The following is a 25,071-nucleotide window of genomic DNA, read 5'->3' as shown; positions in this document are numbered from 1 at the left end:
TCATGAAAAAGATATTCATCCCTATAATAAGTCTTGCCCTACTTTTTACGAGTTGCAACGAAGAGTATTTAGACCCGACAAAACCATCGCAAAATATGGTTTTAAGTACCCGAGACGGAATTATTGGCGCCTCAAATGGTTTGCAACAACTTTGGACAATTGACAGAATAAGCCCTGTGTACAATACAGTAACGGGCAACGGATTCACCACATTGGAATTGCGATTACTAAATGCCGGAAATGTTGATGAAGGAGAACTTTCTATTGGTGGCGAAGTTTTATCAACCAAAAACACGGTTGTAAATAACCTTTGGTCACAATGTCTTATCATAAACTCCGAATCGCAAAAAATACTCGACAACGTGAATGTGCTGACTTCAGAAACGGAAAGAGCAAGTGTCTTGGTGCATGCTTCTATTTTTAAAGCTTTAGCACTTTCTACCTTAGTACAGTATTTTCAGAACGTTCCTTTGAGAACCGAAAAAAATGCGGCTTTCAACACCCGAACCGAAGTCCTAAATGCTGCAATTGCTTATTTAAAAGCCACAGAACCTTCCTTAGACAAAGCAACAGGTTTTGCAGGTTTGGTCAATACGATCAATTATAAAAATACGGTTTATGCGCTTTTGGCCAGAATGTATATGATGACAGGCGATAATGACAACGCTTTAAAATATGCCGGATTGGTTGACTTAAGCGTAAAATCGGTTTTTGGATTTGATGTGATCAGTAACAATCCGATTGCTTTTATTTCGATTACGACTAACAATGTTTTTCAACCGGTTAATTTAACATTAGGATTACCGGCAAGTCTGACCCCTAGTGCTTCAGACGAAAGATTAAACTTTTACATCAAACCGGGTTCAAATCCTACAGTGGCTACAGGTTTCTTTGATACTAATACAAAAGCGATTCCGGTGTATTTACCCGGAGAAATGATGCTTCTAAAAGCGGAAGCCTACGCAAGAAAAGACAATGTACCTCAAGCTATTATCGAATTAAATAAAGTTTTGACAAAAACCACCGCTACAGATGCTTACGGAATTGGAGCCAACTTACCTCCTTATGCCGGAGCAGTTACCAAAGATGCTGTTTTGGAACAAATCTACAGAAACCGTTGTATCGAAATGTACATGTCAAGTTTAAAACTGGAAGACAGCAGAAGATTCAATCGTACGGGTGCCGGTCTTACCGGAGCCGAAAGAAATCGCAATTGGTATCCTTATCCGGATTCGGAAAGAAATAACAATACCAACACTCCTGCTGATCCGGCAATATAATACTCAAAAAGCCAAGGCATTTCAAACGAATTCCCTTGGCTTTTATTCCCTAAATTTAATTCATTTAGTATGAAAGATAAAAACCCTGAAACGGAACGAGAATCATTATATCAAGATTTAGATCAAATGAGTGTTCTGGAACTGCTTACGAACATTAATACGGAAGATCGGAAAGTACCTCAAATTGTAGAACAACAAATTCCAAAGATTGAAAAATTGGTAAAAGGCATTGTAAAAAAAATGCAACTTGGCGGAAGATTGTTTTATATAGGCGCCGGAACTTCGGGCAGGATTGGTGTTTTAGATGCTTCTGAGTGCCCTCCTACTTTTGGTGTTCCGCCCGACATGATCATTGGCATCATTGCCGGTGGCGATACCGCTATCCGAACAGCGGTTGAAAATGCGGAAGATGATGTAAATCAGGCCTGGAAAGATCTGGAAAAATATCAAATTTCGAGTTTGGATTTTATTATCGGAATTGCTGCTTCGGGAAACACTCCTTACGTATTGGGCGGTCTTAAAAAAGCAAAAGAAAACAAGGTCAAAACAGGAAGTATTTCCTGCACCAGCACGGGACTTATTGCCCGAGAAGCCGATTACCCGATTGAACTTGTTACAGGACCCGAATTCCTTACGGGCAGCACCCGAATGAAAGCCGGAACAGCTCAGAAATTAGCTCTTAATATGATCTCGACTTCGGTCATGATTAAATTAGGAAAGGTAAAAGGAAACAAAATGGTAGACATGCAATTGTCTAACGAAAAACTGGTAAAAAGAGCCATCAAAATGATCATGGAGGAGCTAAACATCGAATATGATTTGGCTGCAACATTACTTCAAGAACACAAAAGTGTACGAGCCGTTTTATTAGCAAACAACAAAATATAACAATCTCACAAACACCCCCTAAAAGATGTCATCAGGTACAATTCTAATTTTTATCGTAGTCTATTTTGGTCTTTTGTTTTTTATATCGCATACCATTAGCAAAAAAGGACAAGACAATGACTCCTTTTTTAAAGCGAATAAAAACTCCAAATGGTACTTAGTGGCTTTTGGAATGATCGGGACTTCGCTCTCGGGACTTACTTTTATTTCCGTTCCCGGTGAAGTTGGATCACCAAACGGAGAACAATTCAAATATTTTCAGTTTATAATGGGACAAGCCGTTGGTCTTATCATTATTGCCAAAGTATTGCTTCCGTTATACTATCGAATGAACCTTACTTCAATTTACAGTTATATCGAAAAAAGAATGGGGCCAAACAGTTACAAAACGGCAGCCTCCATTTTTTTGGTAAGTCGTACCGTTGGTTCTGCTTTGCGTTTTTATTTGGTTATTCTGGTCTTACAACGCTATGTTTTTGACCACTATCACATTCCGTTTCCGGTTACTGTTTTTTCAGGTTTAGCTTTTGTTTTTTTATACACCTACAGAAGCGGTTTAAAAACCATCATTATAACCGATACCTTGCAAACGTTCTTCTTGGTTTCCTCCGTTTTTATTACCATTTATTTTGTTTTGAATAGTTTGGATTTAACAGCCTTTGAATCGATTTCCGCCATTCGAAACAGTAATTATTCCAAAACATTTTTCTTTGATGATTTCCTGACAAACAAGTATCATTTTGCCAAACAATTCTTAGGCGGATTGTTTATAATGATTGCTATGGTTGGACTTGATCAGGATTTAATGCAAAAAAACATCAGTTGCAAAAACATCGGCGAGGCACAAAAAAACATGTATACTTTTACAGTTATCTTTGTTACGATCAGTCTTCTATTTTTAAGTTTGGGAGCCTTATTGTATATGTACGCCGACAAAAACGGCATTACAGTACCGCTGGATTTGGTAACAAACAAACCCAGAACGGATCTGCTTTTCCCTGAAATTGCACTGAATCATCTGTCAATAGTTCCCGCTTTTGTATTTCTATTAGGAATTGTTGCGGCTACTTTTGCTACAACGGATTCTGCTTTGACGGCTTTGACTACTTCTTTTTGCGTTGATTTTTTAGGAATGGACAAATCGGAAAACATTTCAAATCCTAAAAATGTAAAACGCAGACATTTGGTTCACCTGACTTTTGCGTTTTTATTCTTTTTGGTCATTATTGTATTGAATTCTTTTAATGACAGCTCGGTTGTAGCCTTAGTTTTTAAAGCTGCTTCTTATACTTACGGCCCATTATTAGGTTTGTATGCCTTTGGATTATTGCAAAAAAACAGAATCGTGAACGACAAATTAGTGCCTTGGTTCTGTATCCTAGCTCCAATCTTGACATATTTATTAAGTGAAAACTCTAAAGCCATTTTCGGTTATGTTTTTGATAATGAATTGATAATCGTAAATGCCTTAATCACTTATGTCGGACTTTATTTCACCAGCAAAAAATCAAGCGAAAAAATATACTTTTAGACCAATTAACAGCAAAATAATCTAATTTTAGTCCTTGCAAATTCAACAAAAAAACAGCTTCCTTAAATTTAATTGTAATGAATCAGAACATCAGTAATCTCTACCAAATTGCACAGAAAGAAACGCGTACCATTATCGGATTAATGTCCGGAACTTCTCTGGACGGGCTTGATATTGCTTTATGCGAAATTTCAGGAAGCGGAAAAGAGACGGTTGTTAGGTTGCGTGAATTTGTAACGGTAGATTATACCGAGGATATAAAAATCGAAATCAGAAAAGTCTTTGCTAAAAAAACAATTGATTTTGAACACCTGATTTTACTAAATGAATGGATCGGCATTTTACATGCTCAAATGATCAACGATTCCTTAAAAAAATGGAACATTACTTCAACTGCTGTCGATTTGATTGCATCACACGGACAGACGGTTTTACACGCTCCGAAATTTCTGCACCGACAAGAAAAATTCACCAATGCCACTTTACAAATTGGCGATGGGGATCACATAGCTGTCAAAACAGGAATCATAACACTTTCTGACTTTAGACAAAAACATATAGCAGCAGGCGGAGAAGGTGCGCCATTGGCTGTTTATGGTGATTACTTTTTATTTGGGGAAAAGGGTGAAAATCGTATTATGCTCAACATGGGTGGCATTGCCAATTTTACGTACCTGCCCGCCTCTCTAAATGCTGACGAAGCTTTTGTAACCGACACCGGAACCGGAAATACTTTAATCGACCTTTTTGTAAAGCATAATTATCCTGAAAAAAGTTACGACAAGGATGCCGAAATTGCTCAACAAGGAACCGTAAACCAAATATTGTTAGATCATTTAAAAGACAACGAATTCTTTCGTCAGGAATTTCCAAAAACAATTGGTCCTGAACTTTTTGGTTATCATTATGTTGAAATGGCTTTGTCCAAAAGTGGTCAAAATCAGATTACCGTGCCGGATTTATTAGCGACTTTAACTCGTTTTAGTGCTGAAACTATTGCTGAAGCTATTGAAATCTCGGTAAAAAATACGACTCATAAAATTCAGGATTTTAAAATTTATATTTCCGGTGGAGGGGCTAATAATCCGTTATTAGTGAAATGGTTGAAAGAATTATTGCCTTGTCAGTTTCATAAAAGCGATGAATTAGGAATTCCGAGTGATGCTAAAGAGGCGGTTTTGTTTGCTGTTTTGGCTAATGAGACAGTTTCGGGAAAGGCTTTCGATTTCGGGACTAAAGAAGGAATTCCTTCTGTTACTATGGGGAAAATTTCATTTCCTGATTAGGGATGGTTTGTGCGGATTCGCTATTGCGTATAATTTTTTTAACACATAGAGACATAGATTTTTTTTTTATGTAAGACAGCTTAAGAAAATCATAGTTTTTATACATAGTCCTATGTGATTTATTTGAAGTGAAACGATCTTTTTTTAAGCTATGCAAACTATGAGTCTATGTGTTAAAAAAATAATCACAGCCAGTGAGTAAACAATAAGCAGTAAAAAAATATTCTAATGAAAGAACGCCTAATTTCGATTGATGTATTAAGAGGCCTCACCGTATTAATGATGACCATTGTCAATAATCCAGGGAGCTGGTCTACTGTTTTCCCGCCATTATTGCACGCCGAATGGAACGGTTGTACACCCACCGATCTCGTTTTTCCTTTTTTTGTTTTTATAATGGGAGCAGCGATTCCGTTAGCGATTCCGACCAAGAAATTCGATGGAGAAATGTTCGAAAAAATCCTGACCCGTTCCTTACGAATCATTTGTTTGGGATTGTTTTTAAATTTTTTCAATAGTATCGAATTCTTGGGACTTACCGGAATTTCGTTGTTAGTAATCCGACTACTGCTGACTTTTGCCGTGGGTTATGCTTTAATGGGCAATTTCTCTGCAAAAATAAAACTGATTCTCGCTTTGGTTCTTTTTAGCACCTTTCTGATTTTAGCTTATAGTGGTATAACTTCTTTTGCCCAAGTAAGACTTCCGGGTGTATTACAACGTATTGGAATTGTATATTTTTTTGCTACAATACTCTATTTACTAACTTCTACGAAAACGCAGTTTATCACTATTGCTCTACTTCTTTTAGGATACTGGGCTCTTATGACACTCGTTCCCGTACCCGGAATGGGTCATCCCAATCTGAACGCCGGAACCAATTTAGCAACTTGGATTGATACTCTCTTTCTCGAAAATCACATGTACATCGCTACTAAAACCTGGGATCCTGAAGGAGTTTTAAGTACCCTTCCAGCCATAGCTACCGGTTTATTGGGTGTTATAATTGGACAAACCCTAGGCAGTTCGGTGTCTCAAAATGAAAAAGCTAAAAAAATGGGTTTCATCAGTTTAATTCTAATCGTTTTAGGATTACTCTGGTCTATTGTCTTTCCGCTTAACAAATCGTTATGGACCAGTTCTTATGTTTTATTTACCGCGGGTCTCGCTACTTTGTTCCTCACGATTTTATACTACATAATCGACATCAAAAAAATACAAATAGGAACTAAACCTTTCCTGATGTGGGGCGTTAATCCGATGCTGGTGTTTTTTGCGTCAGGTATTATTCCGCGCTCCTTGGCTATGATTCAATTTCCAAATCCAAAACTCGTTGGCGAAACAATTAATCTTCAACGTTACTTGTACGAATTCTGGATCGCACCGTTCTTTTCCAACCCTATGATGGCCTCTCTTGCCGGAGCTTTGATCTATGTTTTAATCTGGCACGGTATTTTATATCTTTTTTACAAAAACAAAAGAATATTAAAAGTATAATACTAAATGAAAATTATACTTTTAATACCGTAATACTATGGTTTAATGTAGCTCCCTAAAAACAGTAAAATGAATAAGAAACAGCACCTTCTATTTTTAATTTTCTCTTTGTTGTTCTTCGCAGGAACAATGAATTCTCAAGAAAAAATAAGCCACCCTAAAAACGAATTTAGAGGTGTTTGGATCGCAACCGTTGTAAACATTGACTGGCCCAAAACCAACACCGACAATGTCGAAAAAGAAAAAGCAGATTATCTTGAACTTTTAGAGACGTATAAAAAACTAAATTTTAATGCCGTAATTGTGCAAATCAGAAGTGTTGGTGATGCTTTATATCCGACCGAACTGGCTCCTTGGTCACGTTTTTTAACCGGTAAAGAAGGTGTTCCCCCAGACCCGTATTATGATGCATTGGCCTGGATGATCGAAGAAGCGCATAACAGAGGTTTTGAATTTCACGCCTGGATGAATCCCTATCGTGCTACTTTCGACTTAAACAAAGAAATTTTGAGTCCTGCTCATGACGTTTTCCAACATCCCGAATGGATGATTGAATACGGCGATAAAATCTACTACAATCCAGCATTACCGGAAGTTCAGGAGCATTTAACCAAAATCGTAAAAGAAGTGGTCGATACCTATGATATTGATGCCATTCATTTTGATGATTATTTCTACCCATACGCCGTTCCCGGAAAAGTTTTCAACGATACCGATTCTTTTACTAAATATGGATCAGGCTTAACCCTTGATGATTGGCGTCGCAAGAATGTGAGCGATTTTATACACACGATTTCCACCACCATAAAAGCAAGTAAACCTTGGGTGCAATTCGGCATTAGTCCTTTTGGGGTTTGGCGCAATAAGTCAGTCGATCCGAAAGGTTCTGATACGCAAACAACTTCAACCAATTATGATGATTTATATGCCGATCCTGTTTTATGGATGAATCAAAATTGGATCGATTATATCGCACCGCAACTGTATTGGAGTATGAACAACCCAAGAGCTTCTTATTCGAAACTAGTGCAATGGTGGGCAGAAAATTCGAACAACACCCCTATTTATATTGGCCACGCGGCTTACAAAATTAAAGCCGATGCTGATAAAAGCTGGGATATTGCTACTGAAATCCCAACTCAAATTGATTTTTTAAGAGAATTCAAAAATATTAATGGCAGTGCCTATTTCAGCGCAAAATCATTCAACGGTAAAAACTACGATGTCGCCCGTCTTTTAGAAGAAAACCAATACAAATATCCTGCACTTCCGGCCGCTGTTCCGAATTTAAAAAGAAGCATCACTGCTGCTCCGACTGTAAATAAATTTGCGAAAAACAGCGCTACTTATACGTTTTCAATTCAATCGCCGTTGGATACTAAAGTTCGTTATATAGTCGTTTACGGAGCCAAACACCTTTCAAAAATCAATACTAATGATGCCACCCAAATTATTGACAAAATAGCGGTTCATGTAATTAATAACGAAATCACATTTTCGATACCTGCCCAAAAAATGAAACCTTATAAAGCTTGTGCTGTGACGTTTATCGATTATGCCGCAAACGAGAGTGCTCCAACCACAATTAACTTAAAATAGCAATTAAAAATTCATTCCATTGTTCCGTCAAATAAAAGCAGCTTTCAATTCTTCATTTTAAATTTTGTATGTTTTTGACAAGTGCAAAAGAATATTAAAAGTATAAAAAACAACAAAAAACACCCGATAAATATCCTCTAATTATAATTTCTTATACTCACCTAAAAAAACTATTTTTGGTACCTGTTTAAAAAAGATTAAAATGCATAAAAACCAGCACTTCATATACTCTATTTTGTTTTTATTGTTCTTTGGAGGAACGATGAATTCTCAAGAAAAAACAATGCACCCCAAAAACGAATTTAGAGGAGTCTGGATTGCAACCGTTGTAAACATTGACTGGCCCAAAACAAACACGGACAATGTTGAGAAAGAAAAAGCAGATTATCTTGAAATTTTAGACACTTATAAAAAACTAAATTTCAATGCGGTAATTGTACAAATCAGAAGCGTTGGTGATGCTTTTTATCCTTCTGAACTGGCTCCTTGGTCGCGTTTTTTAACAGGTAAAGAAGGTGTTACACCAAGCCCGTATTACGATACTTTGGCCTGGATGATTGAAGAGGCGCATAAGAGAGGTTTTGAATTTCACGCCTGGCTGAATCCCTATCGTGCTACTTTCGACTTAAACAAAAAACTTTTAAGTCCGACACACGACGTGTTCAAACACCCGGAATGGATGATTGAATACGCAGGAAAAATCTATTATGACCCTGCGTTGCCAGAAGTGCAGTCCCATTTGACTAAAGTCGTGAAAGAAGTGGTTGATAAATATGATATTGATGCCATTCATTTTGATGATTATTTCTACCCGTACACCGTTCCCGGAAAAACATTTAACGATGCCGCATCGTACAAAAAATATGGTGCAGGTTTAAGTCTTAGCGATTGGCGTCGTGCCAATGTGAGCAACTTTGTGCACACCATTTCTACCACAATTAAAGAAAGTAAACCGTGGGTTCAATTCGGAATTAGTCCGTTTGGGGTTTGGCGAAACAAATCTCAAGATCCAAAAGGTTCCGATACACAATCGACCTCTAATTATGATGATTTGTACGCTGATCCTGTTTTATGGATGGATCAAAAATGGATCGATTACATCATGCCGCAATTGTATTGGAGTATGAATAACTCGAGAGCTTCTTACTCAAAATTAGTAAAATGGTGGTCTGAAAATTCTAACAATACAGCGATTTATATTGGTCACGCGTCTTATAAAATCAGAGGTGATGCTGATAAAAGCTGGAATTTTGCCAATGAAATTCCAACTCAGATTAATTTTGCCAGAAGCTACAAAAACGTAACCGGAAGTGCCTATTTCAGCGCCAAATGGTTCACTAGTAAAAACTTTGACATCGTACGTCTATTAGAAGAAAATCAATACAAATATCCGGCACTTCCACCGGCTGTTCCGAATTTAAAACGAATTGTAATCGATATTCCGATTGTGACTGAATTTGTAAAAGACAGCTCTTTTTATACGTTTTCTATCAAAGCGCCACTCAATACAAGAGTCCGTTATATGGTGCTTTACGGAGCCGATCATATTTCGAAAATCAATACCAATGATGCCACCCAAATTGTGGATAAAATAACGGTTCATGAAATTGATAATCAAATTACATTCTCTGTACTGGCTCAAAAAATGAATCAGTATAAAGCTTGTGCTGTGACATTTATTGATTATTTTGCAAACGAAAGTACCCCAACCACAATCGACTTAAAAAAGACATTTAAAATCTATTCCCCAGCTCAACCAAATGAAAACAGATAATAAACCCTGGTTTTGGATTCCACTTCTTAATTTTGCGTCGGGCTTGCCTTACGCCGTAATTATCTCTGTTTCGGTACTGATGTACAAAAACTTAGGGATCAGCAATGAAGATATTGGTCTTTATACCAGTTTATTATACCTGCCATGGGTAATCAAACCTTTATGGAGCCCTTTTATCGACCTGCACGGGACAAAACGAAAATGGTTTTTAGCCATGCAATTTGTAATTTCACTTGCCTTTTTATTAGTTGGTTTTATCATTCCGTTGAATCACTTCTTTCTGATGAGTTTGGCTATTTTTTGGGTTGCAGCTTTTGCTTCTGCTTCGAATGATGTAGCCAGCGATGGATTCTATTTGTTGGTGCTACCAAAAGAACAACAGTCATTTTTCCTCGGAATCAGAAGTACTTTTTACAGACTCTCTATGCTAGCCGGAAACGGTTTAATCGTATTATTTGCAGGACATCTGGAAAATAAATACGGAGACAATACGAAAGCGTGGTCGTATACCATGATTGCAGTAGGTTTGCTAATGGCTTTTATTACAGCATACAATTTTATTTTTACACCAAATAGTGAAGTAAATACGGCAGGAACGGCTAAAGAAGCACACGAAAAAAGCTTCGGTTCTGTATTTGCCAGTTTCTTTAAGAAAAAACAAATCGGACTGGTATTGACCTTTATTCTCGTATTTCGTTTAGGCGAGTCACAACTCCTTAAAATGTTAAGTCCTTTTTTATTAGATGAAAAAAAATTAGGCGGAATGGCATTGAATACCGAATCTGTTGGAATTATATATGGAACATTAGGAATTCTTGCTTTAACAATCGGCGGAATTTTAGGTGGAATTGCCATTTCTAAACACGGCCTCACCAAATGGATGCTTCCGATGTTTCTGGCCATGCATTTACCGATACTTGGTTTTATCGGATTAGCACATTTTCAACCCGAAGAACTTTTTCACCTGCATATAAACGCCTACTTTTTTGAAATAAACTCCCCTCTAAATCTCTATACCTGCATTACAGTTGTATTAGAACAATTTGGTTATGGTTTTGGTTTCACCGGTTTCATGATGTATCTAATTCATGTTGCCGAGGGCGAATCTAAAACTTCACATTATGCAATTGCGACCGGTTTTATGGCATTAGGAATGATGCTTCCGGGAATGCTAAGCGGTTATATACAACAATTTTTAGGCTATCAAAACTTCTTTATTTGGGTTTTTATCGCCACTATTCCAGGTCTTATTTTATCCCGTTTTTTAATTTTCCCGAAAGATTTTGGGAAAAAAGCTGAAGAAGTTTAATCCCAAATCAAACATCTTACCTATGGAAACCAATGCGAATTTACAATCCGAACGCAATCTAAAAGGAGCTGAGTTCGAGAAAACAGGAAATCTTGAAAAAGCAGTTGAGTTATACGAAGAAAATGTTGCGGAAGGCTTTAAAGGAAATCATCCTTACGATCGATTGGCTACGATCTACAAAAACCAAAATGACATTGAAAACGAAATTCGGATTTTAGAAAAAGCAATTATTGTTTTTGAAGAAATCACCATCGAAGACCGATTAGAAGGTTTGCCAAAACTCTTTCGATTTAAAAACCGATTAGAAAAAGCAGTACATACCAAAACGCAGCTTGCCAAACAAAAGAAAAGCAAGCTAAAGTAAGAATAAATTTCACAGTACTTATATCATGAATAGCTTAAAAAGGACCAATTCAGATGATGCTGATTTCTTAAAACTGGTCGTTTTATTAGATCAGGATTTAAAAATAAGAGATGGAGAAGACCATGCTTTTTACAATCAATTTAATAAAACCGATACCATAAAACATGTTATCGTTTATTATGAAAATGGTATTGCCGTAGCTTGTGGCGCTTTTAGAGAAAAAACCAATGATACCGTCGAAATCAAACGCATGTATGTGCATTTTGAACATCGAAAAAAAGGTATTGCTTCTATCATTTTAAAAGAATTGGAGACTTGGGCTGCCGAAGTACAATACAAGTACACCATTTTGGAAACAGGAAAAAATCAACCTGAAGCAATTGCCTTATATCAAAAACAAAAATATACGATAACTCCAAATTATCCGCCTTACGAGGAAATGGATAATAGTGTTTGCATGAAAAAGACTTTATACTAATGAAAATGACAGCTGAAGCCTTAAAACAAAAAGTGGGACAATTCTTTTTTCCTGCCGTTTTTATAAACGATACCGAAGAAAACATTCAGGAAACAGAACGTTTGATAAAAGAACACAACATTGGAGGACTGACTTTTTTTCATAGTCGTGCCAGTGCTGCTACAAATTATGAGAGCAAGAAAAAAGTTGTTTTTAACGACGACAGCTACGAAAAAATTAAAGCTTTAATTGTACGGTATCAAAAATGCGCTCCTACTCCACTTTTAATCAGTATTGATGCCGAATGGGGTTTGGCCATGCGTATCGAAAAAACACCACAATATCCCTACGCAATTACGTTAGGTGCTTTACCGGAAAGCAAATCAGATCTGGTTTACGAAGTTGGAAGACAAATTGGGTTAGACCTTAAAGCTGCCGGAATTCATTATAATTTATCGCCTTTGGCCGACATCAACAACAATCCGAATAATCCGGTTATTGGCTACCGCTCTTTTGGTGAAAACAAAGAAAAAGTGGCCCATTTTGCTTTGGAATATTTAAGAGGAATGTCGGATGTTGGGATTTTAGGTTGCCTGAAACACTTCCCGGGACACGGAAATACTAATGTAGATTCGCATTTAGGATTGCCGGTTTTAAAGGAGAGTTTAGAAGAATTACTGGAAAACGAATTATACCCTTTCATCAAAGGAATCGAAAACAATGTCGACTCCATCATGATTGGACATCTGGCTGTTCCGAGTTTAAATGACGGAAAAGATACTTCAGCCACTTTATCAAAACCTATTATCGAAACGCTTTTGCGCGATCGATTGGGTTACGACGGATTAGTCATTTCGGATGCCTTAAATATGCACAGTGTTTCAAAACTATACGAAACAAAAGGCGAACTGGAATGGGAAGCTTTTAACGCCGGAAACGATGTTTTGTGTTTTGCTGAAAATGTGCCCGAAGGAATTCAGGAAATCTTAAAAAAAGCTAGTCCGGAACGCATCGAAGAAAGTTATAACCGAATCTTGAAATGCAAAGAGAAGGTTGGAATCTTATCTGAAAAAGAATTTGCTCACGGTGAATTAGATTTCGAAAAAGCAGCTGTTTTGAATACCAAAATTGCAGCAAATTGCCTGACCAAAATCATCGACACTTCGAATACGGAACAGGCTTTCGAAGCACATAAAAACAACCAATTAGCTAAATTGAGTTTGTATAAAAATACAGAAAATAGCTTTTTTAAAACCCTAAATTCAAAATTAGCTTCTCCCGAATTTGCTTTTGAAAATTCAGAAGATTCTAATACCGCTTCGATTAAAAAAGAACTGGAAGGTTTTGAAACCATACTTATTTCTTTATTTGTTCCGAAAGCAAAACCAATGAACAATTTCGAAATAAATGACGAAGTAATCGTTTTACTTTCCGATTTGCTTCAAACCAAAAAATGTATTCTTTATGTTTTCGGTAATCCGTATGTTTTGCCTGTAATTCCTAATCTTTCAAAAGCTTCAGGACTCGTTCAGGCGTATCAGGATTTTGAAGAATTTCAAAAAATTGCAGGAACGCAAATTCTTGAAAATGGCGCTTGCAATGGAACTTTACCCGTAAATATTGACATTCAATAACTTACAAAGCATTCAATACAAACAATAACAAAAACCTATCACTTAATAAATATTAATAATTACATCTTATTGCAAACACCCTTACTTATACCCTACTTTTGCACCGAAATAAATTTTTAATTTAAAACGAAAAATATGTCTTTAGTAGGAAAGAAATTCCCAAGTATTGCAGTAGATGCTATCTCAGAAATGGGTGATAATTTAAAAATCAACATTTTTGAAGAAGCAGTAAACAACAACAAAAAAGTACTTTTGTTTTGGTACCCAAAAGATTTCACTTTTGTATGTCCAACTGAATTACACGCTTTTCAAGCTGCTTTACCAGAATTTGAAAAAAGAAATACTATCGTAATTGGAGCTTCATGTGATACAAACGAAGTACACTTTGCTTGGTTAAACACTCCAAAAAACAACGGTGGAATCGAAGGTGTAACGTACCCAATCTTAGCTGATACAAACCGTAACTTATCTAACATTTTAGGTATTTTAGATATCGATGCTACAGAATACAGCGAAGAAACTGATTCAGTAATCATCGAAGGTTCAAACGTAACTTTCAGAGCTACTTACCTAATTGACGAAACTGGAAAAATCTTCCACGAAAGTGTTAACGATATGCCATTAGGACGTAACGTAAACGAATATTTACGTATGGTTGACGCTTATACTCACATTCAAGTTAAAGGTGAAGTTTGTCCTGCAAACTGGGAAGCCGGAAAAGAAGCTATGAGTGCTGACAGACTTAGTACTGCTGAATACTTAAGCGCAAACTAAGAATATTAAATTCCAAATTTTTTAAATTCCAAATTCCAACGGATATAAATCAGTTTTATAGCAAATTGGAATTTGGGTTTTAAATCCACAGATTTCCCTTCACAAAAATTCAATAACAATTTCAATAATCAAAATTTCAAAGTTCCCACCAAAAAGTTTGGAATTTGGAATTTAAAACATTGGAATTTAAATCAAACAATATGTTAATCGACTTAAACGAAGATACGTTAGCAGATTTAGTTGCTAAAAACGAAAAGGTAGTAGTACAATATTCAGCATCATGGTGTGGAAACTGCCGTATTATGAAACCAAAATTCAAAAAATTAGCAACAGAAAATGACGCTATCACTTTTGTTTTGGTTGATGCTGAGAATTCTCCGGAATCCAGAAAATTGGCTAATGTGAGTAACTTACCAACCTTTGCCACTTTTGTAAACGGTAAATTGGTAAACGAAACACAAACCAACAAACAAGAAGTTTTAATCGAATTAGTGAACGAAATTGTTTAATTGATTTAACAAACAATCGATTTAACGAATAAACAGACAAAACATGAAATTACCCGTAATAAAACAATTAACGCAGTTTATAGAAGAAAATGATCAGGATTACATCATCGAAACGATTGAAGTTCTTGAGGCCATGACCGAAATTCCATCCCTAAAAGATGAAGAATTAGATGTAATTGGTGAACTAATTTCTAACATGTACGGTGCGTTAGAAGTACATAAAATGGTAGTTCAGGGAACAGATAAAAAAGAAGCTTTAAACGCATTCATGAAACGTGTCCTGGGTTCTATCGACAAATAGTCGGCCTCTCTCAAAAAAAACAAAAAAACATGACTGAAAAGTGCTTTCTTAATTTAGGGAGCACTTTTTTTTATGCACTCTTTTTTAGTAGTCAGTCTCAGTAGTCAGTCACAGTTTAGTCCTCGTTTACAATCTTAACCTAATAACATTGTTTTGCAATTAATTCACAACCGATGTCTCCTTAATCGGAGTCGAAGAGCTTTATCACTTAACAGGTCTTCGACTTCGCTCAGACTGACACACAAAAAATCTAAAACACCATCATTGTCCTCCTGAGCGGAGTCGAAGGGCTTTATCACTTAAAGGGTCTTCGACTTCGCTCAGACTGACACCAAAAAAATCTAAAACACTAACATTGTCCTCCTGAGCGAAGTCGAGGGGCTTTATCACTTAAAGGGTCTTCGACTTCGCTCAGACTGACACACAAAAAATCTAAAAACACCATCATTGTCCTCCTGAGCGGAGTCGAAGGGCTTTATCACTTAAAAGATCTTCGACTTCGCTCAGACTGACATTCCGAAAAACTAAAATCTCCCGTTTGTCCCCCTGAGCGAAGTCGAAGGGCTCATTTTATTGTTCCCACAACCCATAACAAATACTTTTACATTCAAATATTAATCCTTACTTTTGAACCTCATTAATTTAAACAAAAATCATGGCTTCAATAACATTAGGAGGAAATCCGGTTCATACTTCAGGCGAATTACCAGCAGTTGGTTCACAACTAGCTGATTTTAAATTAGTACAAAACGATTTATCAGTTGCTTCTTTAAGCACTTTTGCTGGTAAAAAATTGGTTTTAAATATTTTTCCTAGTGTAGATACAGGAACTTGTGCGACTTCTGTTAGAAAATTCAACGAAAGCGCCAGTACTTTAGAGAATACTACCGTTTTATGTATTTCAAGAGATTTACCATTTGCTCAAAAACGTTTTTGTGGTGCTGAAGGATTAGAAAATGTGGTTAACTTATCTGATTTTCAAGCAGGTGATTTCGGTAAAAGCAATGGTTTAGAAATCGTTGACGGACCATTAGCCGGTTTACACTCAAGAGCCATTATCGTTGTAGATGCTGATGGAAAAATTACGCATACAGAACAGGTTGCTGAAATTGCAAACGAACCAAATTACGAAGCCGCTTTAGCAGCACTATAAATCACAGAATGGAATTCCAAAAAGACAATACATTTGTTAAAGGCCGACTTAAAAGCGTAACTTACGCTTTTAAAGGCGCCTTAAAATTAATCACTACCGAACACAGTGTTATGGTACAATTTTCATTAGGAATACTAATGACTATTGCTGGTTTTTATTTTCATATTTCTCATGAAGAATGGCTTTTTCAGACCTTAGCAATTGGTCTTGTATTAAGCGTAGAAGGTTTAAACACTGCTGTAGAAAAAGTAGCTGATTTTATTCACCCAAATTACCACGAAAGAATCGGTTTTATTAAAGATATTGCTGCCGGAGCGGTATTTTTTGCCGCAATGACAGCGATCGCAATAGGACTGATCATTTACATCCCAAAATTCATATAGGCAACAGGAAACGCAAGAATGGCAAGAACAACAAAAAAAGAAACTTTAGATAAAAAAAACGAGCCAAAGGCTGAGACTTCAAGACACTGGAGACCAAACAAACAACAACGGTTTGTTATAGGCTGCCTTCTGGTCTTGTTTTCTATTGCATTACTAGTTGCATTTATTTCCTTTTATATTAATGGACAATCGGACCAAAGTGCCGTTAGTGAACTCGGCGACCGCTCTGAGGTAGTGCAAAACTGGCTGGGGAAATTTGGAGCCTTTTTATCCGACATCATCGTTTACAAAGGATTTGGATTAGCCGCTTTTATTTTTGTACGACTCTTTTTCCTGACCGGAATGTTTTTAGCCTTAGAATTATCTTTGAAAAAACTAAAAAACATTTGGTTCTGGGATTTGTTTGCCATCATTATTGTTTCTGTTTTATTTGGATTCTTTGCTACTTCTGCACCCGAATTGGGCGGAACTATTGGTTATGAATTGAATTTATTTTCACAAGATTATATCGGAAAAACAGGTACTTTACTCGCCTTGCTTTTTGGATTAATTATATACCTGATTTTCAAAATAAAACTGTCTCCGGAAAAAATTCAATCTTATTTTGATTCTACAAAAAATGAAATCAAATCTGAATTAAATGCTCTTAAAACTCAGCCTAAAACGGAAAACGCCTACAATCTGGAGGAATTTGCTGTGGAAGAACCTGATGAAGAGTTAGATAACATTCATTTAAAAACAAATGAATCTCAATTTGAAATTAACAAAGAAGCGTTAAAACCAACCATTTCAAATTCTTCTGAAATTGATTTGAACCCGGTTGTGAAACCGCTTCAAATGAACATCAACCCAACAACAGAAACACTGGTACATGCCGAAGAATTTGTTATTGAAACTCCTGAAGAAGAAGACATCATCGAAGAAAATCTGGCTTCCCGTCTTGTAGCTGATTTTGGTTTATTTGACCCTACTTTAGATTTGTCGAATTATAAATTCCCAACTATCGATTTATTAAAAGAATATTCGACTGGCGGAATTACCATTAATCAGGAAGAATTAGAAGAAAATAAAAACAAAATTGTAGATACCCTTCGTAACTACAAAATTGAAATTGCTCAGATCAAAGCAACGGTTGGTCCATCGGTAACTTTATACGAAATTGTGCCGGAGGCCGGAATCAGAATCTCTAAAATCAAAAGTTTAGAAGATGATATTGCCTTGTCTCTGTCTGCATTGGGAATCCGTATTATTGCACCAATTCCAGGAAAAGGAACTATCGGTATTGAGGTTCCGAACAAAAACCCTACAACTGTATCGATGAAAAGTGTAATTGGTTCTGCTAAATTTCAGGAAGCTGAAATGGAACTGCCAATTGCTTTAGGAAAAACCATTTCTAACGAAACTTTTGTTGTCGATTTAGCGAAAATGCCTCACTTATTGATGGCAGGAGCTACAGGACAAGGAAAATCGGTTGGACTGAATGCGGTATTGACTTCTCTTTTATACAAAAAACATCCGGCTGAAGTAAAATTTGTTTTGGTCGATCCGAAAAAAGTAGAACTTACTTTATTCAATAAAATCGAAAGACATTATTTAGCCAAACTTCCTGATACCGAAGATGCTATTATCACTGACAATGCAAAAGTAGTCAACACTTTAAACTCTCTTTGTGTTGAAATGGACAATCGTTATTCGTTATTAAAAGATGCGATGGTTCGTAATATTAAGGAATACAACGATAAATTTAAAGCCCGAAAATTAAATCCGGAAGCAGGACACCGCTTTTTACCGTACATCGTTTTGGTGGTAGATGAGTTTGCCGATTTGATTATGACTGCCGGAAAAGAAGTCGAAATTCCGATTGCGCGTTTGGCACAGCTGGCACGTGCTATTGGTATTCACTTAATTATCGCCACACAAAGACCATCTGTTAACGTTATTACAGGTTTAATTAAAGCCAACTTCCCTGCAAGAATCGCTTTTAGAGTAACTTCAAAAATTGACTCGAGAACAATTCTTGACACTCAGGGTGCAGATCAATTAATTGGACGAGGAGATTTATTGTATACTAACGGAAATGATGTGGTACGTGTTCAATGTGCTTTCATCGACACTCCGGAGGTTGAAAAAATCACTGATTTTATTGGTGGACAAAAAGCGTATGCCACTGCTTATTTACTTCCTGAGTTCATTGGGGAAGAAAATGGCATTAATCTTGATATGGATATCTCCGAAAGAGACACTTTATTCAGAGAAGCTGCTGAGATTATTGTCAATGCTCAGCAAGGTTCCGCTTCCTTATTGCAAAGAAAACTAAAACTAGGTTACAACAGAGCGGGTCGTTTAATCGATCAACTGGAAGCAGCCGGTATTGTTGGACCTTTTGAAGGCAGTAAAGCACGAAGCGTAAACATCTCAGATTTAAGTGCTCTTGATCAATTTTTTAATAATGAACAAAATTAACCCCATCATGAAAACTAAAATTCAGGAAATCCACAACAACTCTATCAAAAGCACGACTAAAAAGTATTTTCAAATGGCATTTTTATTGCTTTTGAGCTTCACTTCTATGCAGGCTCAGGATAAAAAAGCCAAAGATTTATTGAATCAGGTGACGGCTAAAATAAAAAGCTACAACAATATTGCTATTGATTTTAAATATTCTTTGAACAACGCAAAAGAAAACATCAATCAGGACAGCAAAGGAAATGTAATCATGAAAGGCAATCAATATGTATTAAATTTCATGGGTGTTACTAAAATCTTTGACGGGCAAAAAACATACACTATTGTTCCGGAAGATGAAGAAGTTACTATTTCTAAAGTAAACGAAAAAGACGATAACGCAATTACACCATCAAAAATGCTTACTTTCTTTAATTCAGGTTATAAATATAACATGGATATTGTTCAGAATGTTAAAGGCAGAAAAATTCAATACGTAAAATTAGCTCCAACTAATACAAAAGATCAAAGAAAAGAGATTCTTTTAGGGATTGATGTGCAAACAAAACACATCTACAATTTAATTGAAACCGGAAAAAATGGAACAAAAACCACTTTGACCGTTAATTCTTTTAAAACCAACCAGCCTTTATCAAAAAATCAATTTACATTTGTAGCGAGCAAATATCCAAAATACTACATCAACAAATTAGACTAATTACAAGGTTGAAAATTTTAGACAAATACTTACTAAAAACATTCTTAGTTACATTTACCACGGTATTTGTAATTCTTTTTTTCATATTCATTCTCCAAACGGTTTGGCTCTTTATTTCGGAACTTGCCGGTAAAGACTTGGACTTGATATTGGTTGTGAAATTCCTGCTTTTCTCGATGCCTCGAATAATACCATTGGTTTTACCGCTATCGGTTTTATTGGCATCTATTATGACTTTTGGTAACCTGGCAGAGAATTACGAGTTTGCTGCTATGAAATCTTCAGGGATATCCTTACAAAGAGCCATGCGGGTTTTGATAATTTTTATCTGTTTCCTAAGTATTATTGCGTTTTGGTTTGCCAACAGTGTAATCCCGTATGCGGAATATAAATTTGTCAATTTCCGAAAAAATATCGCTCAGGCCAAACCAGCCATGGCAATTGCTGAAGGTCAGTTTAACGATGTTGGAACGTACAATATTAAAGTAAATAAAAAATCCGGTGAAAATGGCAACATCTTGACCGGAGTTACTATTCACGAAAAAACCAATAATTATGGTGAAAATAAAACTGTAATTAAAGCAAAAGACGGTGAACTAATCAGTAACGAAAAATCAAGTATATTAAAACTGGTCTTAAATGACGGGTATTATTATCAGGATGTAACGCCAAAAGATTACGAAGACCGTGCGAAATTACCTTTCATTAAGGGAAAATTCAAAAAGCAAATCATCAATATAGACTTATCCGAACTGAACAAAACGGATGACGATCAGGAAAACGTCGGAAGTACCTACGGTATGCTGAACGTTAACGAATTAAGCTATACTTTAGACTCCCTAAACAAGAATCTAAACAATGAAATCATCTCGTTTTCAGAAAACATCAATCAACGCGTAGGGATCAAAACTTCACCTAAACCGTTAAAAACGGAGAAAAAGAAAAAACCATTACCGAACAATCTTTTGTCTTTATATACCAATAAAGAGAAATCAGACATTCTAAAAATGGCAGCCAGTAATGTGACGAGCAATATTTACGCTATCGACTCGACTCAAAAAGATTTAAAAGACAAACAAAGAGATATCAACAAACACATGACTGCTTTATATGAAAAGTTTGTCATTGCTTTTGCCTGCTTCTTAATGTTTTTTATTGGCGCTCCTTTAGGCGCTATTATCCGAAAAGGTGGACTTGGTCTGCCAATTGTATTTGCCGTTTTGATTTTTATCACGTTTCACTTTATCAACACCTTTGGAAAAAGACTGTCTCAAGAAGGCGGAATGACTCCGTTTGTTGGTTCATGGATGTCATCATTTATCTTATTGCCGTTGGCCGTATTACTTACCTACCGTGCGACAAATGACAATGGATTAATCAATTTTGACGCAATTACAACTCCTATTTCACAACTATTTCAAAAAATTTCTGAACGGTTTTTCCCTGTTCAAAATAAACAATAACTATGTCAACAACTAAAATACAATTGAATACCATTGAAGAAGCTATAGAAGATATTCGTCAAGGTAAAGTAATCATTGTAGTCGATGATGAAGATCGTGAGAACGAAGGTGATTTTTTGGCTGCAGCCGAAAAGGTAACTCCTGAAATGATCAATTTTATGGCAACTCACGGACGTGGATTAATTTGTACGCCTCTTACGGAAAGCCGTTGCAAAGAACTTGATTTACGTGCCATGGTTAGCAACAATACCGATCATATGGAAACTGCTTTTACGGTTTCTGTCGATTTAAAAGGAAATGGCGTTACCACGGGAATTTCTGCCGCCGACCGATCTAAAACCGTTCAAGCCTTGGTTGATCCTAACACCAAACCACACGAACTTGCGCGTCCGGGACATATTTTCCCTTTAGTAGCCAAACAAGGTGGTGTTTTAAGAAGAACCGGACATACAGAAGCTGCGATTGACTTTGCAAGACTTGCGGGTTTTAAATCTGCCGGTGTTATCTGCGAAATCTTAAACGAGGACGGAACAATGGCCCGTTTACCTCAACTTATAAAAGTGGCTAAAAAATTCGATTTGAAATTAGTTTCGATTGAAGATCTAGTCGCCTACAGAATGCAACACGACAGTCTGATCGTTAAAAAAGAAGATTTTGACATTGAGACTCGTTTTGGAACTTTTAGATTAAGAGCTTACGAGCAAACCACAAACAAACAAATTCATATTGCTTTAACCAAAGGAACGTGGAATCTTGGAGAAACGATTCTGACCAGAATAAATTCTTCACAAGTAAACAACGACTTACTTGGTACGCTGACTAACAATGCTGAGCAACAGTTAGACGATATGTTTAAAGTGATCAATGAAAACGAAAAAGGTGCGGTTATCTTTATCAATCAAGATATGCAGGCCGTAAATTTATTGAATAGAATTCAAGAGCTTAAAACACTACAGGCTGAGGGAACAATGAAAGCGCCAAAAGTAATTATCGACAGTAAAGATTACGGAATTGGAGCTCAAATCCTTCATGATATTGACATTTCTAAAATCAGACTGGTATCGAATACCGAACAAACCAAACGTGTAGGAATGATCGGTTATGGTCTTGAAATCACTGAATACGTAAGCTATTAAGATATGGGAACATTAGAAGAAAGAATTGCAAAATCGGAAACTCATATTTTTAAAGCCGTTTTTCCTAGTACAACGAATCATTATGACACTTTATTTGGAGGTACTGCCCTGCAGCTCATGGATGAAGTTTCATTTATTTGTGCCACTCGTTTTAGTCGAAAAAAAGTAGTAACGATTTCCACAGGTCAAATTGACTTCAAAAAAGCAATCCCGGCCGGAACTTTAATCGAATTGGTTGCCAAAGTAATTAGTGTCGGAACAACAAGTTGTAAAATTCACGTGGATATTTTCATGGAGCAAATGTATTCAGAACTCCGCGAAAGTGTTGTTTCAGGAACATTTTCGTTTGTTGCGGTTGATGAAAACAAAAAACCGGTAGCTATTTTAGACCACCTGGCATAAAAAAAGTAAAAATTATCTTTTCATAAATACTGATACTTAAACACTTAAAATAACAGCAAAAAAAAGTTCAAAAAAAGTGCTTCAAAAGTTTTTATAATCGAAAAAGCGCACTATATTTGCACTCGCAATCAGCTAATGAAAGCGACATACTGGAGAAATGGCAGAGCGGTCGAATGCGGCAGTCTTGAAAACTGTTGACTGTAACAGGTCCGGGGGTTCGAATCCCTCTTTCTCCGCGGAAATTTAAAACCTTCAACTTTTGTTGAAGGTTTTTTTGTTTTTACTGCATTATGTTTTTCGAATACCAGCTCTTAGGTTCTTTTAAAAAACAAATTTTATTTACAACCTCCCCACCCGCTTTTTCATTAACATAAAATACTTCCCCTTCATCCCTTAAGACAAAAAAAAATCTCAACCAACTCATTCCAGTTCTCAACATTCAAAAAAAACACTATCAACCAAATTTTACCGCCTTAGCAGTAAATAATTATAACCATGCCTTAAAGAATAAAATAAGTATTGCACCGGGAAGGATGTTTTCTTTACAAAATCAATTTCAAAATTGTATGCGGCTTTGTATGGGGTTGCCGTGGATTGAAGATTTGAAATTAAAATTAAAACAACTTGGAAATTTAGCTAAAATGATATAATTCAATACGCTGCTGCTACCAAGAACCTGAACCTGATTCTAAACAAAAAATGACAACTATTTTTAGGACGAAATACCCAATAAAAAAAGACTGTTTCAAATTAATGAAACAGCCTTTTATATTCTGTAAAAAGAGCCCTAATTTAATTTTTAATATAAATAATTCAGAGCTGTAACGTCGTTACTATTGAAAGCTCCAGTCTCATTTGAACCGAAACATGCTCTCATATAAGAAGTTGAATCATATCCTGTAGGAGTTCCTGGAATATGAATTGCTCCAACACCAGCTGTTCCTTCATTTGAATTCTGTCCACAACTTTGACGGCTAAAATAGTCCGTATGACGTAAACCAATACAGTGACCAATTTCGTGCGCAGCTACGTGTGCATTAACATTTGTAGAATAGCTTTCTAATCCTGAATATAAAGTAACAGAATTAAAAGGTGCTCCTCCTGAAGGGAAACCAGCTACTCCACCGGCACCTCCAACTTGTCTTCTTACAACAATGTTTGCACCTGAAGTACTTGAGCTAAAAGTTAGTGTAAAGTTAATAGACAATCCTAAATTATTGTATCTGTTTATAGCCGCTTGTAATCCAGCGCGCATGTTTGTAGTCAGAGCAGTTGTACCTGTTCCTGACAATCCAACAACTTTAATAGTTCTTGGAGCAGATACTAAATTAGTCGTGCGGTATTGTTCTGTTGTAATACCACCGTGAATATCCATTTTGTTTAATTGATCTTGTGTTATAACAATATCTCCTTCGACCAAGAATGCATCTTCAGTTGTACCATCTAACTTCGTATTCTTAATCGCTTGAACATCTGTATTGTTTAATGCAAGTGCACTAATTTTTTTCAACACTTCTGGTGTTACTTTAAGAGATTCTTGATTGGCTTGTTTTGTCTCATCTTCTTTGTTACAAGAGAACAGCGTTAACACTATAAACGATAAGGCTAAAATTGTTTTTATTTTTTTCATTTAAAAGGGGTTTTGGTTAGTAAAATAAGCTAATATTATAGGGGTTTTTACAAAATATTCGTACTATTTACTGCCAAATCTATATAATTTTACTATTAAAATACTCATAAAAACAATAATTTAACAAAATTAATACTTTTTGTTAAATTATTTTGTTATTATTTTTAATAATATTTATCTGATTATTCCCGCAAGCCCAGTAAAATCAATAATTAAATATAAATCAGCGCGTTACAATAAAAAATAGTACACACTGGCATCTATCTTCAATTTTGTTAAATTGAGTACTAAAAATGATTTTGCAATTTTTTATTCCATTTAAAATGAAAAAAGGGTACTAAAAAGAGTATTTTACTCTTACAAATTTGGAAGATTCTTAACGAAATAAAAACTCATAAAATTTTTACAAATATTTTAATAACTTTGACTTATCAACAAGAGATAAACATTTCAAATAGAAATCATTAAGAACCAATTTTATTTTTGCTTTATCTAAATTAAAAGGTGATGAGCGGTCACACTAGTCGATTTTTTGTCT

22 protein-coding genes, 1 tRNA gene and 1 pseudogene are annotated in these 25,071 nt (G+C 36.0%); 23 read left to right on the top strand and 1 reads right to left on the bottom strand.

Features of this window, described 5'->3' with window-relative positions:
* Positions 1-2: 2 nt before the first annotated feature.
* From ACHRV5_RS11295 to ACHRV5_RS11185, 23 genes and pseudogenes are all read left to right on the top strand, one after another.
* A complete protein-coding gene (locus ACHRV5_RS11295) occupies positions 3-1,280 on the top strand; it encodes a RagB/SusD family nutrient uptake outer membrane protein (RefSeq protein WP_395426817.1) in 1,278 nt (425 codons plus the stop codon).
* A 69-nt stretch (positions 1,281-1,349) separates the two neighbouring features.
* A complete protein-coding gene (gene murQ / locus ACHRV5_RS11290) occupies positions 1,350-2,168 on the top strand; it encodes an N-acetylmuramic acid 6-phosphate etherase (RefSeq protein ID WP_395426816.1) in 819 nt (272 codons plus the stop codon).
* Positions 2,169-2,193: 25 nt separating this feature from the next.
* A complete protein-coding gene (locus ACHRV5_RS11285; protein ID WP_047778225.1) occupies positions 2,194-3,699 on the top strand; it encodes a sodium:solute symporter in 1,506 nt (501 codons plus the stop codon).
* 77 nt (positions 3,700-3,776) lie between these two features.
* On the top strand, positions 3,777-4,985 hold the full coding sequence (locus ACHRV5_RS11280; RefSeq protein ID WP_395426815.1) for an anhydro-N-acetylmuramic acid kinase: 1,209 nt from the start codon (positions 3,777-3,779) through the stop codon (positions 4,983-4,985).
* 228 nt (positions 4,986-5,213) lie between these two features.
* Positions 5,214-6,482 (top strand): acyltransferase family protein, encoded by a 1,269-nt coding sequence (locus ACHRV5_RS11275; protein WP_395426814.1) that lies wholly within the window; start codon positions 5,214-5,216, stop codon positions 6,480-6,482.
* Between the two features lie 69 nt (positions 6,483-6,551).
* On the top strand, positions 6,552-8,081 hold the full coding sequence (locus ACHRV5_RS11270) for a glycoside hydrolase family 10 protein (RefSeq protein WP_395426813.1): 1,530 nt from the start codon (positions 6,552-6,554) through the stop codon (positions 8,079-8,081).
* 202 nt (positions 8,082-8,283) lie between these two features.
* The gene (locus ACHRV5_RS11265; protein ID WP_395426812.1) at positions 8,284-9,855 is read left to right on the top strand and encodes a glycoside hydrolase family 10 protein; all 1,572 of its coding nucleotides are present in this window, start codon (positions 8,284-8,286) and stop codon (positions 9,853-9,855) included.
* Entirely contained in the window at positions 9,842-11,164 is a 1,323-nt protein-coding gene (locus ACHRV5_RS11260) for an MFS transporter (protein ID WP_395426811.1), read from the top strand. The genes ACHRV5_RS11265 and ACHRV5_RS11260 overlap by 14 nt, the downstream gene beginning before the upstream one ends.
* A 22-nt stretch (positions 11,165-11,186) precedes the next feature.
* Positions 11,187-11,528, top strand: a complete 342-nt coding sequence (locus ACHRV5_RS11255; RefSeq protein ID WP_230004925.1) for a hypothetical protein — start codon at positions 11,187-11,189, stop codon at positions 11,526-11,528.
* 25 nt (positions 11,529-11,553) lie between these two features.
* Entirely contained in the window at positions 11,554-12,006 is a 453-nt protein-coding gene (locus tag ACHRV5_RS11250; protein WP_395426810.1) for a GNAT family N-acetyltransferase, read from the top strand.
* Positions 12,006-13,619, top strand: coding sequence for a glycoside hydrolase family 3 protein (locus tag ACHRV5_RS11245; protein ID WP_395426809.1), 1,614 nt, complete (start codon positions 12,006-12,008; stop codon positions 13,617-13,619). Before ACHRV5_RS11250 ends, ACHRV5_RS11245 begins: the two co-directional genes overlap by 1 nt.
* A gap of 135 nt (positions 13,620-13,754) precedes the next feature.
* Positions 13,755-14,393, top strand: coding sequence for a peroxiredoxin (locus ACHRV5_RS11240; RefSeq protein ID WP_047778213.1), 639 nt, complete (start codon positions 13,755-13,757; stop codon positions 14,391-14,393).
* 200 nt (positions 14,394-14,593) lie between these two features.
* The gene (locus tag ACHRV5_RS11235) at positions 14,594-14,902 is read left to right on the top strand and encodes a co-chaperone YbbN (RefSeq protein ID WP_047778212.1); all 309 of its coding nucleotides are present in this window, start codon (positions 14,594-14,596) and stop codon (positions 14,900-14,902) included.
* Positions 14,903-14,945: 43 nt separating this feature from the next.
* The gene (locus ACHRV5_RS11230; RefSeq protein ID WP_017495510.1) at positions 14,946-15,203 is read left to right on the top strand and encodes a DUF6952 family protein; all 258 of its coding nucleotides are present in this window, start codon (positions 14,946-14,948) and stop codon (positions 15,201-15,203) included.
* 655 nt (positions 15,204-15,858) lie between these two features.
* A complete protein-coding gene (gene tpx / locus ACHRV5_RS11225; RefSeq protein ID WP_047778209.1) occupies positions 15,859-16,356 on the top strand; it encodes a thiol peroxidase in 498 nt (165 codons plus the stop codon).
* An 8-nt stretch (positions 16,357-16,364) separates the two neighbouring features.
* Complete coding sequence (locus ACHRV5_RS11220; RefSeq protein ID WP_047778207.1) at positions 16,365-16,739, top strand: diacylglycerol kinase family protein; 375 nt, start codon at positions 16,365-16,367, stop codon at positions 16,737-16,739.
* Between the two features lie 18 nt (positions 16,740-16,757).
* Positions 16,758-19,202, top strand: a complete 2,445-nt coding sequence (locus tag ACHRV5_RS11215) for a DNA translocase FtsK (RefSeq protein ID WP_395426808.1) — start codon at positions 16,758-16,760, stop codon at positions 19,200-19,202.
* A gap of 7 nt (positions 19,203-19,209) precedes the next feature.
* A complete protein-coding gene (locus tag ACHRV5_RS11210; RefSeq protein WP_230004922.1) occupies positions 19,210-19,902 on the top strand; it encodes an outer membrane lipoprotein carrier protein LolA in 693 nt (230 codons plus the stop codon).
* 8 nt (positions 19,903-19,910) lie between these two features.
* The gene (locus ACHRV5_RS11205) at positions 19,911-21,365 is read left to right on the top strand and encodes an LptF/LptG family permease (RefSeq protein WP_047778203.1); all 1,455 of its coding nucleotides are present in this window, start codon (positions 19,911-19,913) and stop codon (positions 21,363-21,365) included.
* A gap of 2 nt (positions 21,366-21,367) precedes the next feature.
* Positions 21,368-22,501 carry a 3,4-dihydroxy-2-butanone-4-phosphate synthase gene (ribB, locus tag ACHRV5_RS11200; RefSeq protein ID WP_047778201.1) on the top strand — a complete coding sequence of 378 codons (1,134 nt, stop codon included), beginning with the start codon at positions 21,368-21,370 and terminating at the stop codon, positions 22,499-22,501.
* 3 nt (positions 22,502-22,504) lie between these two features.
* Entirely contained in the window at positions 22,505-22,903 is a 399-nt protein-coding gene (locus tag ACHRV5_RS11195) for an acyl-CoA thioesterase (RefSeq protein WP_047778199.1), read from the top strand.
* 151 nt (positions 22,904-23,054) lie between these two features.
* Positions 23,055-23,139, top strand: a tRNA-Ser gene (locus ACHRV5_RS11190).
* 252 nt (positions 23,140-23,391) lie between these two features.
* Positions 23,392-23,553, top strand: a pseudogene (locus ACHRV5_RS11185) (PLP-dependent aminotransferase family protein); the annotation flags it as partial.
* Positions 23,554-23,702: 149 nt separating this feature from the next.
* On the opposite strand, the gene ACHRV5_RS11180 reads toward ACHRV5_RS11185, so the two are convergent.
* On the bottom strand, positions 23,703-24,533 hold the full coding sequence (locus ACHRV5_RS11180) for a M57 family metalloprotease (RefSeq protein WP_395426807.1): 831 nt from the start codon (positions 24,531-24,533) through the stop codon (positions 23,703-23,705).
* Positions 24,534-25,071 lie beyond the last annotated feature (538 nt).

The sequence above is a fragment of the Flavobacterium sp. FlaQc-52 genome (assembly GCF_044007495.1).
Lineage (GTDB): Bacteria > Bacteroidota > Bacteroidia > Flavobacteriales > Flavobacteriaceae > Flavobacterium > Flavobacterium cupriresistens.
Note: the sequence above shows the minus strand (reverse complement) of the source record. Positions and strands in the feature narration are given on the sequence as shown.